Raw genomic sequence first — 14,579 nt, 5'->3', positions numbered from 1 at the left:
CTCAATCGATATGAGTGTAAGTGCAAAAAAAAGCTCCTCTATGGTGGATAGAGGAGCTTTATCTGCTGTAGGGGAAGGAGTCGAACCTTCACGGAGTAGTTAGGCAGGAGCTGCTTTGTACTAAGGCCTCCACCCCCGAGATAGGAGGGCTTGTCTGCCAGTTTCAACACCCTACATTGTGTTTGATGTTTCAAATGTAGGGCAAGATTTTATGCTTTCAAAATTTGGCAACAAAAAAAGTAAAAAAATATATTATCGATAACGACATTGGTTTCTTTGAGTGTTTTTGTTATGCAACATGCCGTTCTGTTGTAAACTTAATTTACGAATATATAAAAGAGGTATATAGGCGTACATGCTCCTGATACTCAGGGAAGAACATCCGTGACACAGCAAACTCACCAGCCCTCCCGTCTCTTTAGCGCCGTGATATGCGCCAGGTGGTGCTCGCCGTGCCAGGCGTACAGCCCGATGTGCTCCCGGATGCGCTGCTCCCCGCTTTCTGGGTGAATCAGTTTCCGCTCCAGTTGCTCCGGCGGCAGGCTCTTGAGCAACAGCACCCAGCGCTGGTGCAAGGCAGCCAGCAAGGCGATCGAGATTTCCGGCGCGCCCTGCAGGCTGTCCGGCAGCATGGCCCATATGTCCTCATGGTATACCCTGATTTTCGGCAGGTCTTCCGTCAGGGCGAGTTTCTGGCGGATGTAGCCGTTCATGTGGCTGTCGGGGAGGTGATGGATAACCTGTCGGACGGTCCAGCCGCCATCGCGGTAAGGCGTGTCGAGTTGCTCGGGCGTCATCTTCTCCACTGCCTCCTGCAGGCGGGCGGGGAGCCCGGCGATGGAAAGGATGTGTTGCTCCACCTGCTCATCGGTTAGCGGCAGGGCAAGGCTGAACTTACCGATCGGGTAACGCAGCTCGTCTAAATCTTCGGTTAGTAGCATGGCTATATCTGGTTAAGAGACAACCGAGTTACATAAAATTTAGAAGCGGCGCAACCCTTCCGGCGCCTATATGTGCAGCCCCAAAGGAGCAGGGGCAGAAGCGATGCCGGAGGCAAACCAAGCCACAGACTGCCCTCGTATGCAGTAAGATGAAAAAGATAGTAACAACACTTATTGTAGCTGGCCTCCTGCTCGTCGGGCTGCGGGCCGACGCACAGATAAAGCCCACAGAGGCGGGCCTGGAGAAGTACAAATGGAAGAAGCGCCCGCTGCTGCTTTTCGCGCCGTCAGAAGACTCCCCCGCATATATCCGCCAGAAAGAGATGGTGAAGGCCGACGCGCAGGCGATCGAGGAGCGGGATATGGTGGTGATCGAGCTGGTGGGGCCGGACAAAGTATATATAGGCGGCACGCTGCAGCGGCGACAAAGGGGAGAGGCGCTGCGGAAGCGTTTCCGGGTGTCGCCGGATTCTTTTGCGGTGCTGCTGATAGGCAAGGATGGCACAGAGAAAAGCAGGAACACCGCGCCCGTTGCCCTGGAAGAGATATTCGGCAGGATCGACCAGATGCCGATGCGCCGGCAGGAGATGCGCGGAAACGACAACTGATCAGGCGAAAGCAAACTCAATACAAACAGCCCGCTTGCCGGGCTTGCCCCACTTATAGAGGCTCTGACCGGCAATGCCTTTCACACAGCGCCTTCGCCATATACAGCTGTGTATATAGCAAGGCGGATAAAGGGGTGATTATGGCTCCTGCGGTTCCTTCCGGTGCTGCAGGAACCAGTCATATATGGCGGGGTTGTTGTAGGTTTCGGTCCAGGAGTCGTGCCTGAGGTCGGGGTAGATGGTGAGCTTTACGTGGCCGCCTGCCTCTTTCACGGCTGTGGCCATGCGCTGCGTTTCCTCAACAGGCACAATGTCGTCCTGCTCCCCATGAAAAGCCCAGATTGGCATATGGGCGAGGTGGAGCGCCTGCGTGTGTTCACCGCCGCCGCATATGGGCAGTATGGCGGCAAAAAGCTCCGGGTTGGCCGCCGCCCAGTTCCAGGTGCCGTAGCCGCCCATGCTGATGCCTGTCAGGTAAATGCGGTTTCTGTCTGCCCGCACCTTCTGCAACACCTCCCCCAGCCATTCGTTCAGCAGCGGGACCTGCCAGTAAGACTGGTGCGGGCACTGCGGGTAAGCCACCACAAACGGGAAGTCGTCTTTGCCCTGCAGGTATTTCGGCAGCCCCTGTCGCTTCACCGTTTCCAGGTCGTCGCCCCGCTCGCCTGCGCCGTGCAGAAACAAGAGCAGCGGCCATTCCTTCTGTGGCTGCGCCTGGTAGGCCTTCGGGTAGTATATATGGTACTTGTAGCTCATCGGGATGCCGTTTCATTGTGCTTATCCTATATACGGTTGACGCTGTTTGTCGCGTTCGCGCAAGCGTGCATCTTTCCGCTAACGATGCCTCCGCGGGTCCGAAGCGGGGGATTTCTGCGGTGGCAGTTGCAGCCATGTCTGCCGGGGAGGCTGTGGCTGATTCGTGCGCAGCACAGCTCAAGACCAGGACTTCTGCTGATATATAGCGTTTATATATAACAGCTCTGGTCTGTGAGCAGCAGCTTCTCTACCGCGAAACCCCTTTGCAACGCCGCCTGCACCAGCCGCTTATATATGGCCTCGTCCAGTTTGGGGGTGCGGGAGAGAACCCAGAGGCTCTCACGGTCGGGGGAGCCGACGAGCACGTGCCGGTAGTCCGGGGCCAGCTCCAGCACCCAGTAATCGCCCCGGAAGGGCCAGAAAAACTGCACCTTCAGCTTGCTGTTGTGGCTGCCCTCCACCGGGAAGGCCTTGCCTTTCGCTGTCTTTTCCTTGCCTCCCGGACCGCCTTTGCGGCAGTAGTTATATACCTCCACATGCCCTTTGGGATGTTTCGTATACTCCGCAAACACGCAGTGGCAGCCTTTCTCAAAACGCTGCGGCAAGCGCGCGATCTCGTACCAGCGGCCCTGGTAATGGTCCAGGTCCACTTCCGGCACTGTGTCGAGCGGGGGATAGGTGGCGCTGTATTTACGGACGGCGGCGGTAGCGGCGACCAGAGCCCCGGCGCTCAGCCAGATTTTTGTTTTCTTTTTCATCGTGTTGTGGGTTAGCTCAGTTGCTTGGTCATGAGGTAATGCTGTATGGTGCCAAACAACACGTACGATTCCTTTACTACCTCATACCCGTTGCGGCGGTAAAAGTTAACGGCGTTCTCGCGGGCGTGCAGCATCAGGCTGATGGCACCCAGGGCTTTGGCGCGCGCCTCCATATACTCCATCAGCCGGAATCCCAGTTGCTGGCCCTGCTTGTCTTTCCGGATGCCCATGAAGCGCAGTTGCCCCTCCTGCGGCGTGTTCAGGTGCAGACGGCAGACGCCCACGGCTTCGCCGTCATCGTCTACCAGCATGGCGTGTATGGCCGTGGCATCGTCTGCTGCGCGCTCACTTCCCTCGGGCTCCCCCCAGGGCTGCCGCAGCGTTTCGTAGCGCAGGCGGTAGTACTTCTCGAATTCTTCGGGTGTGGCGGGCTCTATCACTTCCATTTGTTAGTTGTTGATTGCTACTTGTTTATTGTCAAAAGAATTAGATGCTTGGGTGTTGATGGGCAAAGTTAAATTATATGTTCTATAGAACTCAGTTGTGCTATATGCCTACTCAAATTCCTATACCTCCTAAACCCACCCCAGCCCTTTCGAGGGGTTGGGCCATGCTTCAACAGCTTAAGTAAATTTCAGTTTGGGCTATAGAGTTGAAAAAAACCTGTGCCCTATATAAATACGTGTACTGGCTTACAAGCAGCAGCAGAGTTGGTTTGATTGTGAAATGTTTGATGCAGCCGGAGATCTGCTGCACCTGTGCCTGGCATGGCTTTTCAACCATTTAACAATGAAGCCATTCAACAATCAGCAATCAACAACTAACAACCAAACCATATAGCAGGAAGCCACGCGCCTTTTATCTTGCAACGGGTAGCTAAAAAAAAATAACTTTGTTGGCTTTATAGCGTGTAAATCTAAATTCAGAAACTAATTAACACTAAAACTATGGCATCTTTCGACATCGTGAGCAAGGTAGATCCGCAGTCCATGGACAACGCCGTGAATACCGCCCGCAAGGAGATCATGAACCGCTATGACTTCCGCGACACCAAAGGCAGCCTCGAGTACGACAAAAAGAGCAACGAGGTGCACATCGCCATGGAGAACGACATGCGCCTGCAGCACGCCGAAGACGTGCTGCTCAGCAAAATGGTGAAACAGGGAATGGACGGCACCGCGCTCGATTTCTCCAAGGAGGCGTACCAGTCGGGGGCCATGGTGAAAAAGGACATCAAGGTGAAAGCCGGCATCGACAAAGAGACCTCCAAGAAGATCATGAAGCTGATCAAGGACAGCAAAGCCAAGGTGTCGGCCGCCATCATGGACGAGCAGATCCGGGTGACGGGCAAGAAAATCGACGACCTGCAGGAGGTGATCGCGGTGATGCGCGGCAACAGCGAGACGATTGGCATGCCGCTGCAGTTCATCAACATGAAGTCGTAGTCCACCCGATTGCTGATCGTTAGATTCCTATCGTAACCAGTATATATAACCGATGGAATGCCAGGGCATCGCTGTGTGGCACATATCCCGGGCTTATAGCCGCGCGGCATTTTACCATCAGGCCGTTTAACAGGCGGCAACTAACAACTAACACGTACCTATATGGAAATTTTCGCTAATCCTGATACCTGGATAAGCCTGCTGACGCTGACCTTTATGGAGGTGGTGCTCGGCATTGATAACATCGTATTTATCTCAATCATTGTCGGGAGGCTGCCGCACGACCAGCAGGCCAAGGGGCGTACCATTGGCCTGTCCCTGGCCCTGGTTTTCCGCGTGATCCTGCTGATGTTCATCTCCTGGATCGTGGGGGCCAGCGCGCCTCTGTTCAACATCAACCTGCCTTTCACGAACGAGGATTTTGCCGTCTCCTGGCGCGACATCATCCTGTTTGCCGGCGGGTTGTTCCTTCTGGCTAAGAGCACCACCGAGATCCACAACAAGCTGGAGGGCGAGGAAGAGGAACTCACCGGGGCACAGAAAACCTACGCTACCATGTCGAAGGTGCTGGTGCAGATCATCCTCATCGATATCGTGTTCTCCTTCGACTCCATCCTGACGGCGGTCGGGCTGGCGCAGGAGGTGATCATCATGATCATCGCCGTGATCCTGGCCATGGGTATTATGCTGATCTTCGCCAAGTACGTGAGCGACTTCGTGAACAAGCACCCGACGGTGAAGATGCTGGCCCTGTCGTTCCTGCTCCTGATCGGCTTTATGCTGGTGGTGGAGTCGCTGCACCAGCACATCCCGAAAGGCTATATCTACTTTGCCATGTTCTTCTCGCTGATGGTGGAGATGCTGAACATGCGGCTGCGCAAAAAGACGGAGCCCGTGCACCTGCGCCAGAACGAGGTGCTGGACCCCGAGGAAGAGCGGGTTGTGTAGCGTTTTCAGAAGCGTTCTATATATAAGCGGCACCGCCTACAGCAGGCGGTGCCGCTTTACTTTTCATCAGGCGCCGGAGCTGAAAGAAAGCAGCACTGCTTAATGCGAATTAATTTTTATATTAGAAAGTATTTATATACCCCGCTAAACCATTTCCCATATGCAGTACCGCCATTATGCCGTCGCCGCTTTCCTGCTGCTGGCGCTCACCGGTTTTGCCTTGCTTAGCATTTACCTGCTGCAGCCGCCCCGCCCGGTGCCTGCTACTGCACCTGCAACGGAGTTTTCGGCGGAAAGGGCCATGCGGCACGTGCGCGAGCTGGCGCAGGAGCCGCACGCCATGGGCACCCAAGCACACGCGGAGGCGAGGGCGTACCTGCTCCGGGAGATGCGGCAACTCGGGCTCAAGCCGCAGGTGCAGGAGGCAACAGCCGTAAACGAGGCTGGCAAAGCGGCATATGTGGGGTACGTATACAACCTGCTCGGCCGGCTGGAGGGCACAGGCGCCGGCAACAGCGCCATCCTGCTGATGGCGCACTACGACTCGCAGCCCAACGCACGCGGCGCCGGAGACGATGCGGCAGGCGTAGCCGCCATACTGGAAACGGTGCGCGCCCTGCAGCAGGCGGAGCCGCTGGAGCATGACTTGATCGTGCTGCTGACGGACGGGGAGGAGTACGGTCTCTACGGTGCCAAGGCCTTTCTGAAGCACCCGTGGGCGCAGGAGGTGGCGCTGGTGCTGAATGTGGAAGCCCGTGGCAATGATGGCCCCAGCATGACGTTTGAGGTGAGCCCGGAGAACGGGTGGGTGGTGAAGCAGTACATCGCGGCGGCGCCTTATCCGTTTGTGAGTTCCCTGGCGTACGAGATCTATAGCCGCATGCCCAACAACACCGATTTCACCGTTTTCAAAGAGGCGGGTTACACCGGCCTGAACTCGGCTTTTATCGGTGGCTTTGTGCACTACCACAAGGCCACCGATGCGCCCGAAAACCTGAGCCGGCGCAGCTTGCAGCACCACGGCAGCAACCTGCTGGCCCTGACGCGGCATTTCGGCCATATATCCCTTTCCGCCACCAAGGCGCCTGATGCTGTGTTCTTTAATTTCATCGATGGCTGGGTAATCAGGTATAATGCAAACCTCAACCTGCTCTGGGTGGCGCTGACCACGCTGCTGCTGGTGGTGACGGTGCGGGTTGGTTTGCGGAAGAAGGCAGTCTCGGTGGGGCAGGTGGCGGGTGGCTTCTTGCTGTACCTGTTGCTGCTAGTTGTCACAGTGGCCCTGTTTTTCCCGATCAACAGCCTGGTGCTTCGCTTGCTGCCGCTCTCGCATCCCTTCAACGGCCTGTATAGCGCCGATTATTTTTTTATCGCCTACGTCTTGCTGGCACTGGGGCTGTTCCTGTTGCTGAGTTGGCTGGCCTTGCGCTGGCTGCGCCTGTTCTCGCTGGTGGTGGGCGTGCTGGTGTTTCAGTTTGTGCTGGTGGTGGTGCTTTACGTGCTGGTGCCCAACGCCGCGTACCTGCTTCTTTTTCCGTTGCTATTCTCGCTGGCGGGTGTGCTGGGCATTTTCCTGACGGGGCTGTATGAGGGGCCGAAGGTAAGCTTTCGGTTTGCGCTGATCCTGCTGCTGGCGGCTGTGCCCGCTGTTTTTTTGATGATGCCGATTGTGCAGGTGGTGTTTGTGGCGTTTGCGCTGCAGTTGCCCATGGCAATGGTGGCGCTTTTTGTGCTGCTGCTGGGCCTGCTGCTGCCCCTGCTCCACATCATCGAACGCAGCTTCAGCTGGCGCGACGCTCCGCTGCTGCCACTCGTGCTGCTGCTGGCGGGAGGACTGGAGGTGGCACGCGCCATAAATTACGAAAAGCCGTCCCCTGAACGCCCCCTGCACAGCCACGTCAGCTACTTCCTGAACGCTGACACGGGCAAGGCTTACTGGGCTTCCGCCTTCCAGGCCACCGACGACTGGAACAGGCAGTTCTTCCATGCGCCCACCACTGGCCCCTTGACAGAGATATACCCCCATGCCGGCATCCAGTACCTGAAAAGCAGGGCAGAGGTGTTGCCGCTGCCAGCCCCGGCAGCGGCTGTGGTGCAGGACTCGGTGGCAGGGGAGGAACGGCTCTTGCGCCTGCGCCTTTCCTCCCCGCGGCAGGCCGCGCACCTCGAGCTGGTGCTGCAGCCGCAGGCGCCGGATGCCTTGCTGGGTGCAGCACTGGCTGGGGAGCCGTTGCAACTGCAGCCGCTGGAGACGGATGAGGGGCCGGTGTATTTCGCGCGCCTGCACGGGTTGCCGATCAGCAAGGAGGTGGAACTGGAGCTGCGCCTGAAAGCCGGTACGGCGCTTACGCTTCACCTCTATGACCAGCGCATCGGGCTGCCGCAGGAACTTGTGAAACAGCCAAAGCCGGCCCATGTTATCGCCGAGCAGGGGCGGGAGAGTAACCTGACAGTGGTGCGAAAATCCTATGTATTCTGACGATGCGCCGCACCACGGGCAAGCAGGACTGTATTTTTAACCGAAATGCTGCTAGTCCCCAACCAAACCCGCCGCGTGCGTAGTATAGTTTAAGACAACATCACCTGAACCCCTTTATATGTTTGCTGATAAACCACGCCACATCGCTGTCGCCCTTTTGTTTCTGCTGCTGCAGGCCTGCAGCGGATCATCCTCGGAGGGGGAGACAACGACCATTGCCGTTACCCAGAACCTGCAGGATGATCCCGCCTTCTGGGACTATGCCGCGAGCAGTAACCTTCTGCAAACAGAGATCAGCCAGCTGGCGATGAAGAAAGGGACCGATGAAAACGTAAAGCGCCTAGGCAGGCAGTCAGCTGAGTTCCACAGGAAGGCGCTCGAGCGGTTGAAGGTGCTGGTAGCCAAGCACGCGTGGATACAGTTGCCCGACAGCCTCGGCGATGCCGATAAAGGCCTGGTGCAGGAGTTTATGCTGCTCGAGGGGGAGGAGTTTGACGCCCGTTACCGCAGCTTCATCATTAGCACGCACCTGGCTCAGCTGGACAGGTACGAAGAGGCGCTCAGCAAAGCCGATAACCAGGCAACCCGTGACTGGCTGATGGGCATGCGGACGCATCTAAAGAAAGAAATAGACCTGCTGGCGCACCCTGATTCGGTGGTAGTGGCCGAGCAGTGAACGACGTACTGAATGCACCTATATAGGCATCAGCGCAAAGGACGGCGTATGATTGATTTAAGCTCTTCTTGAAAGCAGGAGTAGAGGTAGGGAGGATGGCGTTAGCCGCAAAAGTATAGCGCCTGGATCAGGCAACAAGGATGGTTAAGGTAGTCCTAGCCACAGCGCCGGGAGCGTCTACTGAGCAGGGCTTTGTTATATGCAGCCCGGAATGATGGGCGGGTTTACTTCCAGAGATCGGCGGCCTTGCGCGCCATCCGGAAGAAGAGTTCTTTGTCTAAGCCGGCTACCTGGCGGGCCTCTCCTTCGGAGTAACCGTTTTCGACGGCATTCATATAGTCGTAGTACAGTTGGGCAAGCTCCAGCGAGTCGTCTTCAAAGCAATCCACCAGTTCTTCGTGTATGATCTTCTCCGGCTCGAACACCATTGAAGGGTAAAGCTTGTCGAGCTGGTAGATCAGGTACTTCTGCTGCGTTTTATTGGGCTTGCCACCGAACAGCTGCTCTATCGGCAGGTCCTCGTCCTCTTCGTCGTACTCCTCAAAATCGTCTTCCACGGCCAGGGGCTCATATACGATGATGTCATGGCCGGTGAGTTCAAGGTACTCGTCAAACTGCTCTTTTATCGGGATGAGCGTCGGTACGTCGTAAGGCTGGTTAAGCACGTTGGCGATGTGCAGGGCAATCTCTTTCCCCTTGTCGCCTGCCGCAATCAGGATCTGGTTAAACTGGCTGAAGTCGCAGCCCAGGTACACAAACTTATACTCATCGTCGAGCACAGTAAAACACCAGAGCGTAATAAACTCCGTGTCATCGATTACCACCGTATCGATGTATAGCTCGTTTATCTGTATGTAGCGCGGCGAGTATTCCTGAGCATCCATGGGGCCGTCCTGGTTATGGCAGTTTAAGATAAATTTAACCTGTTGGTGGCAGTGCAGGTACTTTTTTTGCGTATACGGGTTTTTCTTTTGTTTGGCAAACAATATATATAAACTTTTATATCAGTAGCAGCAGTGGGAATAACTGTTTTGCTGAGTAATAGAAGGTTTGTTGCCCGATTCGTCTTATTATTTACGGTGTTCCTGCAATTTAGTGCTTTGATTATGAATCTTTTGCATCATTTCCTTTCCTGGTATAACGATGAGGGTAGCAGGAATTATATAAAGGGCGAAAATTTGTGAAAGTATAAATTTTAAGGGTGGAAATCTATGCATTACAACCAACGGATTGCAGTAGGCGCGCATAAGTTTCGTTTGCAGGTATCTTGGATACCTTGCGAAGAGGCGATAAGGGCCTACGGGGCAATGAGGTGATTTTTCCAAACGGGTGCGGCAGGCCGCAGAAAAAAGCAGAGGGTGGAGGAGTTAAGCTTAGTGCATATGCTAAGCGGCCCCGGCGTTACAAACCCAGCACGTAGTATACGGGAACCGCGCCAATCTTGAATTTTCCTAATCGTCGTGGCGGCGCAGGTAGTATATAATGCCGCCAAGCAGCGTAACACCAATACGGATGGCCCAACTGCCTGTTTCTCCAAACTGGCTCAGCCAGTTCAGCACGACAAGATTAGCCCCGGTAAATTCCAGAAAAAGCGACACGATACCTGCCAGTAGCAGGAGCAGCCCGAAGAATTTCATAGATACAGTTTTTCGTTGAGCAAAAGCCACACGCATTCTGCCGCAGCATATAGGCAGACTTTATATAGTTTCTGATAAATATAATGGTTTGTATATAAAAACCTATGCCTATCCGGAGATTAGCAAAAATGCGGGCATATTTATATATAACCGCCTGATCGCAAAGCAGGACAGGCTTAGCTCCAGATGCGCTCGATGAACCGCTGCGCGTTTTGGTACGACAGCCTTGCCAGCTGCTCCTGCGGCAGCTCCTCCTGTAGCCGCTGCAGGATATAGTGATAGCTGGTGCCTGCCTGCTCGTGCGCCTTGTGGTAAAACGGGAAACGGCTGGAGTCAGGGAAGTCAGCAAAGTAGAAATAATCTGCCCCAAAGCAGAGGGCCTCCTGCGCGCCCTGGCTGAGGCCGTAACGGATGTGGTGCAGCAGTGCCTCAGGATCGTCGGTGTGCACAAAAGCCCGCACAAAATTTACCCCGATCAGCCCCCTGCGGTGGATGATCTCCTGGGTCAGCTCATCGGGCAGGTTGCGGTTGTGCTCCCACACCGGCCTGAAGTTGGAGTGGCTGGCGATAACGGGGATATCGAGCCGCTCCCGGTCTATATGGGTGAGGATGCCGTGTGCAAGAGCATCGCTGGTGTGGGAAAGGTCCACGGCGATGCGGCGGCCGTGCAGGTAGTCGAGCAGCATCTTCCCGTCGCGGGTGATGCCCAGGTGGCTCATGTTGCCCCCGCCAAAGCGGTTGGGGGTGTGGTGCGTGAAACTTATATAGAGCACGCGGCCACAGGCGGTGATGATTTTCTCCAGTTTCTTAAACCCGTCTTCCAGCGGCTCGTCTGCCTCACAGAAGCCGGCGGCGTTCTCGATGGCCGCCACCATGCCCACCCCGTTTTCGCTCTGCAGTGCCTGGTGCAGGCCGTCTAGATCGGTTACGGCTGTCAGGCAGTTGTTCTCATCCTCGGCCAGCTGCTGAAACATGTCGCGCTGCAGGGCAGCATAGTTACTGCTGCCCGGTGCCGACGCACAGTAGAGGGCCATAACCTGCAGCTTCACGTTGCCCTCCGTCAAGGCCGGCAGGCTGCAGCCAATCTCCTCCGTTTTTTCGGGGGCCGAGCCCGGAACGTCCGTCAGGTAAACCAGCAGGTCGCAGTGCATGTCTATGATGGGGAGGCGGTTCGGTTTGCTTGGGTGCATGTGGTGTGGTGTTGGTTGCTGTTAGATACGGGAGAGGGCAAAGGGCTGTTAGTTTTGTTGCGAACAAGTTGTGCTTCCCGTGCACCTCTAAAAGGGATGAAAAGGAAACACTTTGCTACCCCTGCGGGACCTACTATCCATGAGTTCTATAGCAGGCTGTGGTGCTCTCGGCCTGAGAGCACCACAGCCTGCTATAGAACATGAAAGTTGTGAAGCCGGAGGGGTGGACAATTGTTAGAAGCTTAGGCAGAACAATTCCCCTGTCCACGTTGAAGTAGTAAGTGCTCCTGATTATATACTTTGCCTGCCTTTCCTGTTTTTAGGAGAGAGTCTGGGTGAGGTCTTTACTCAAACCCCTCGTCCATATCGCCGCCGCCCTGCTCCTGGTTATTCCCGTTACGGCGACGGCGTTCGTTCTGATTGTCGTCGCTGTTGATGCGGTAGGTGAAGCCCAGGTATATGATGCGGGACTGGCGCCTGTTCTCGCTCTGGGTCCTGAACTCGGGGCCGAAGCTCAGGAAATTGAACTGTCGGGTGTTAAAGATGTCAGATACGCGCAGCGACACAGTGCCTTTCTTGTTCAGCACGTCCTTCTTCATCCCTAGGTCCGTGCTGAACATCTGCTCCCTGCGGCCCTGTATGTCGGCGGTCGGGGCGCGGTAGAAGGCGGAGAGCTGGATGTCGAGGTCTTTCCAGACGGTCATGTTGGAGTTGACTTTCGCGTCCCAGCTCAACTGGCTGCTGCTCAGCTCCGTGTCGCCCTGTGTGGTATTCAACTGCGTCCGGAAGCCGGAGGCGTTGGCGTTAACCTGCCACCACTTCGCAATCGGGTAATTTACACCGAGCTCCACGCCATAGGAAACGTTGCTCGACAGGTTCAGAAACGTGGTTTGCGTACCGGGCACCTCCACCCCGTCCACGACTACTGTGGTGATGGTGCGAAACCAATCTATCTCATCAGTGGTGTGGCGGAAGAAGACGCTTGAGTTAAAAGAGATATCACCCCAGTACCGCAGGAACCCCAGCTCGAGCGAGTTAATGAACTCCGGCCGTAGCTCAGGATTCCCGAACCGGGTGTTGTACTGATCAGATCTGTCAACAAAGGGGTTGAGGAAACGGCTCCTCGGCCTGTTGATGCGGCGGCTGTAGCTGAACTGCAGCTTGTGGTTGTCGTCGAAGTCGTTGGTGATGAAGAGGCTCGGGAACAGGCTGAAATAGTCGTTGTGGAAAACCTCGTCTGCGGTGCGCTGGTCCGCCTTGGTATACGTCTGCTCGGCCCGCAGCCCCAGCTGCACGCTCACAGACTTGAATTTGTTGCTGTAGTTGCCATATACCGAGTACACCTGCTCATCATATACAAAACGGTTGCTTTGCAGCGGGTTGTACACCAGTGCGCCGGTGGCATTGTCCAGGTCAAAGAAACGGGAGTCCTCGTCCAGCTGCTCGTAGGAGGTGCGGAAGCCGGTTTCGAGGCGGCTGTCCTCTGAGATCGGGTGCACGTAGTCGGCCTTTGTGATGAGGCGGGTATTGCTGTCATCCACAAATGTCTGCTGCACGTCGGGCAGCGCCTCCGATGGGCCGTTGTTCTCCTGCGTCTGCCGGAATATGCTCTCCTCCTCATCCACGTTGGTGGTGTATACCGCGTCCGCCGTCAGTTCCTGCCCTTTGCGGCCGAAGGTCTGGCGGTAGCCCAACGTCAGGTCCATGGCCTGCTCGTCTTCGGTCTCCTCGGTCAGGCGGCGGCTCATGCTGTGCAGCATGCGGTTCTCGTCTTCAAAGCGGTACAGGATGTTGTTGGAGTCCTCGTCGCGGCCGACACGGTACAGGGCAGAGGCTGACAGGGTGTGCTTCGGGGTGAGGTAATAGTCGGCGCCGAGGCGGAAATTGTTCGACAGGTCCAGGCTGTTGCGGTCTCCCTCCTGCAGGCGGTAACTGGTGCTGTCGATGCGGTTGGTCAGGCTGTCGAGGTAGTAGTTCTCGGTAAAGCTGTCGCTGCTGCCGGGCCGGGTGCGCTGCCTGAAATCGTACCCACCGTTCAGCGACCACTTGTTGTAGCGGTAGTTCAGGTTCAGGGAGCCGTTGTAGTTGTCGTAGGTGCCGGCCGTTACAGAGGCGGAGCCGTTAAAGCCGGGCTTTTTCTCTTTCTTAAGCACCAGGTTGATGATGCCGGAGGTGCCTTCAGGGTTGTATTTTGACGACGGGTTGGTGATCAGCTCAATGCTCTCGATAAGGTTGGCCGGAATCTGGTCCAGGGGGATGCTGGAAAGGGAGGAGCGCTTGCCGTCAATCAGGATCGTGACGTTGGAGCTGCCGCGCATGGCCACGTTGCCGTCTATGTCCACTGTCACCGACGGCAGGTTCTGCATCACCTCTGCCACCGACCCGCTTTGCGCGTTTATATCCTGGCTCACGTTCACAACCCGCTTATCCAGTGCGTACTCTACCAGCGCCTGCTCCGCCGTCACCTCCACCTCGCTCAGTTGGGTGGCGCCGGTGCGCAGCGCGACACTGCCTAGCGCCACCTGGGGCTGCGCCTGCGTCACCCGGATATCCGGCACGTAGCGGGTCGCGTAGCCCACCATCGACACCCGCAGCACATACCGGCCGGCCGGTATGCGGTCCAGCATAAATGCGCCGTCCATACCGGAGGTAGCGCCCGTCGTGAGGCTGGAGTCGGGGAGGGACAGCAGCACGACATTGGCAAACCCTACGGGCTTTTTCGTTTCGCCTTGCACCAGGGTGCCGCTGACGCGGCCCAGTGTACCGTCCGAAGGGTTTTGCGCCTGCAGGGCCAGTGGCAAGAGGAGGAGTAAAAAGAAGATGGGTTGTTGATATGTTTTCATAGTTTGTGGTGCTCGTTAGTGTATAATCGGGACGTTTGGCTTCACCGTGGCAGGCGGCCTGGGGAATAGGCTGGCAAAGCGTATGTGGCTGTGCCCAACGGTGATGTAATTTTTCCTTGGGCATATAGCCTTTGGGAGATTCCGCTTATATGACAAAGTAGCAGGGCGAAGGTTTAATCACAAGGGGCACTTTTTTGTACGGAGCCGCCGCAGCAGCGATAAAGCGGCAGGCATAACGGAGTACCCAGCGGGTGTTTATATAGATTATAAAAGAAAAAGCGCCAGCCAGGCCAGCGCT

The 14,579-nt window shown here is 56.1% G+C and carries 13 protein-coding genes; 5 read left to right on the top strand and 8 right to left on the bottom strand.

Going from position 1 to position 14,579, the window contains the following annotated elements:
- Positions 1-398 precede the first annotated feature (398 nt).
- Positions 399-941 (bottom strand): YfiT family bacillithiol transferase, encoded by a 543-nt coding sequence (locus ABD920_RS12720; protein WP_345159514.1) that lies wholly within the window; start codon positions 939-941, stop codon positions 399-401.
- Positions 942-1,090: 149 nt separating this feature from the next.
- Between ABD920_RS12720 and ABD920_RS12715 the strand changes: the two genes are divergently transcribed.
- Positions 1,091-1,549 carry a DUF4174 domain-containing protein gene (locus ABD920_RS12715; RefSeq protein WP_345159512.1) on the top strand — a complete coding sequence of 153 codons (459 nt, stop codon included), beginning with the start codon at positions 1,091-1,093 and terminating at the stop codon, positions 1,547-1,549.
- A 138-nt stretch (positions 1,550-1,687) separates the two neighbouring features.
- Here the strand turns inward: ABD920_RS12715 and ABD920_RS12710 are convergent, their stop codons facing one another.
- From ABD920_RS12710 to ABD920_RS12700, 3 genes are all read right to left on the bottom strand, one after another.
- On the bottom strand, positions 1,688-2,305 hold the full coding sequence (locus ABD920_RS12710) for a carboxylesterase family protein (RefSeq protein ID WP_345159511.1): 618 nt from the start codon (positions 2,303-2,305) through the stop codon (positions 1,688-1,690).
- Between the two features lie 209 nt (positions 2,306-2,514).
- On the bottom strand, positions 2,515-3,063 hold the full coding sequence (locus tag ABD920_RS12705) for a lipocalin family protein (protein ID WP_345159510.1): 549 nt from the start codon (positions 3,061-3,063) through the stop codon (positions 2,515-2,517).
- 11 nt (positions 3,064-3,074) lie between these two features.
- Positions 3,075-3,509, bottom strand: coding sequence for a GNAT family N-acetyltransferase (locus ABD920_RS12700; RefSeq protein ID WP_345159509.1), 435 nt, complete (start codon positions 3,507-3,509; stop codon positions 3,075-3,077).
- A gap of 501 nt (positions 3,510-4,010) precedes the next feature.
- Between ABD920_RS12700 and ABD920_RS12695 the strand changes: the two genes are divergently transcribed.
- From ABD920_RS12695 to ABD920_RS12680, 4 genes are all read left to right on the top strand, one after another.
- Positions 4,011-4,508, top strand: a complete 498-nt coding sequence (locus ABD920_RS12695; protein ID WP_345159507.1) for a YajQ family cyclic di-GMP-binding protein — start codon at positions 4,011-4,013, stop codon at positions 4,506-4,508.
- Positions 4,509-4,670: 162 nt separating this feature from the next.
- A complete protein-coding gene (locus ABD920_RS12690) occupies positions 4,671-5,456 on the top strand; it encodes a TerC family protein (RefSeq protein WP_345159505.1) in 786 nt (261 codons plus the stop codon).
- A 160-nt stretch (positions 5,457-5,616) separates the two neighbouring features.
- On the top strand, positions 5,617-7,935 hold the full coding sequence (locus tag ABD920_RS12685; RefSeq protein ID WP_345159504.1) for a M20/M25/M40 family metallo-hydrolase: 2,319 nt from the start codon (positions 5,617-5,619) through the stop codon (positions 7,933-7,935).
- A 118-nt stretch (positions 7,936-8,053) separates the two neighbouring features.
- Positions 8,054-8,611: a DUF4142 domain-containing protein gene (locus ABD920_RS12680; RefSeq protein ID WP_345159503.1), complete on the top strand. Its 558-nt coding sequence runs from the start codon at positions 8,054-8,056 to the stop codon at positions 8,609-8,611.
- A 224-nt stretch (positions 8,612-8,835) separates the two neighbouring features.
- Here the strand turns inward: ABD920_RS12680 and ABD920_RS12675 are convergent, their stop codons facing one another.
- From ABD920_RS12675 to ABD920_RS12660, 4 genes are all read right to left on the bottom strand, one after another.
- Positions 8,836-9,495, bottom strand: coding sequence for a hypothetical protein (locus tag ABD920_RS12675; protein WP_345159501.1), 660 nt, complete (start codon positions 9,493-9,495; stop codon positions 8,836-8,838).
- 567 nt (positions 9,496-10,062) lie between these two features.
- Complete coding sequence (locus ABD920_RS12670; RefSeq protein ID WP_345159500.1) at positions 10,063-10,248, bottom strand: hypothetical protein; 186 nt, start codon at positions 10,246-10,248, stop codon at positions 10,063-10,065.
- A gap of 176 nt (positions 10,249-10,424) precedes the next feature.
- On the bottom strand, positions 10,425-11,438 hold the full coding sequence (locus ABD920_RS12665) for a dipeptidase (RefSeq protein ID WP_345159498.1): 1,014 nt from the start codon (positions 11,436-11,438) through the stop codon (positions 10,425-10,427).
- Between the two features lie 344 nt (positions 11,439-11,782).
- Complete coding sequence (locus ABD920_RS12660) at positions 11,783-14,281, bottom strand: TonB-dependent receptor (protein WP_345159496.1); 2,499 nt, start codon at positions 14,279-14,281, stop codon at positions 11,783-11,785.
- Between the last annotated feature and the right edge of the window lie 298 nt (positions 14,282-14,579).

It is taken from the genome of Pontibacter saemangeumensis, from assembly GCF_039541895.1.
Lineage (GTDB): Bacteria > Bacteroidota > Bacteroidia > Cytophagales > Hymenobacteraceae > Pontibacter > Pontibacter saemangeumensis.
The sequence above is the reverse complement of the archived record's forward strand: the minus strand, read 5'-3'. Positions and strand labels throughout refer to the sequence as shown.

What these genes read in the sequence shown, in the direction of transcription:
- ABD920_RS12720 (WP_345159514.1), bottom strand. Translation starts at nt 941, where the DNA reads ATGCTACTAACCGAAGATTTAGACGAGCTGCGTTACCCGATCGGTAAG.
- ABD920_RS12715 (WP_345159512.1), top strand. Translation starts at nt 1,091, where the DNA reads ATGAAAAAGATAGTAACAACACTTATTGTAGCTGGCCTCCTGCTCGTC.
- ABD920_RS12710 (WP_345159511.1), bottom strand. Translation starts at nt 2,305, where the DNA reads ATGAGCTACAAGTACCATATATACTACCCGAAGGCCTACCAGGCGCAG.
- ABD920_RS12705 (WP_345159510.1), bottom strand. Translation starts at nt 3,063, where the DNA reads ATGAAAAAGAAAACAAAAATCTGGCTGAGCGCCGGGGCTCTGGTCGCC.
- ABD920_RS12700 (WP_345159509.1), bottom strand. Translation starts at nt 3,509, where the DNA reads ATGGAAGTGATAGAGCCCGCCACACCCGAAGAATTCGAGAAGTACTAC.
- ABD920_RS12695 (WP_345159507.1), top strand. Translation starts at nt 4,011, where the DNA reads ATGGCATCTTTCGACATCGTGAGCAAGGTAGATCCGCAGTCCATGGAC.
- ABD920_RS12690 (WP_345159505.1), top strand. Translation starts at nt 4,671, where the DNA reads ATGGAAATTTTCGCTAATCCTGATACCTGGATAAGCCTGCTGACGCTG.
- ABD920_RS12685 (WP_345159504.1), top strand. Translation starts at nt 5,617, where the DNA reads ATGCAGTACCGCCATTATGCCGTCGCCGCTTTCCTGCTGCTGGCGCTC.
- ABD920_RS12680 (WP_345159503.1), top strand. Translation starts at nt 8,054, where the DNA reads ATGTTTGCTGATAAACCACGCCACATCGCTGTCGCCCTTTTGTTTCTG.
- ABD920_RS12675 (WP_345159501.1), bottom strand. Translation starts at nt 9,495, where the DNA reads ATGGATGCTCAGGAATACTCGCCGCGCTACATACAGATAAACGAGCTA.
- ABD920_RS12670 (WP_345159500.1), bottom strand. Translation starts at nt 10,248, where the DNA reads ATGAAATTCTTCGGGCTGCTCCTGCTACTGGCAGGTATCGTGTCGCTT.
- ABD920_RS12665 (WP_345159498.1), bottom strand. Translation starts at nt 11,438, where the DNA reads ATGCACCCAAGCAAACCGAACCGCCTCCCCATCATAGACATGCACTGC.
- ABD920_RS12660 (WP_345159496.1), bottom strand. Translation starts at nt 14,281, where the DNA reads ATGAAAACATATCAACAACCCATCTTCTTTTTACTCCTCCTCTTGCCA.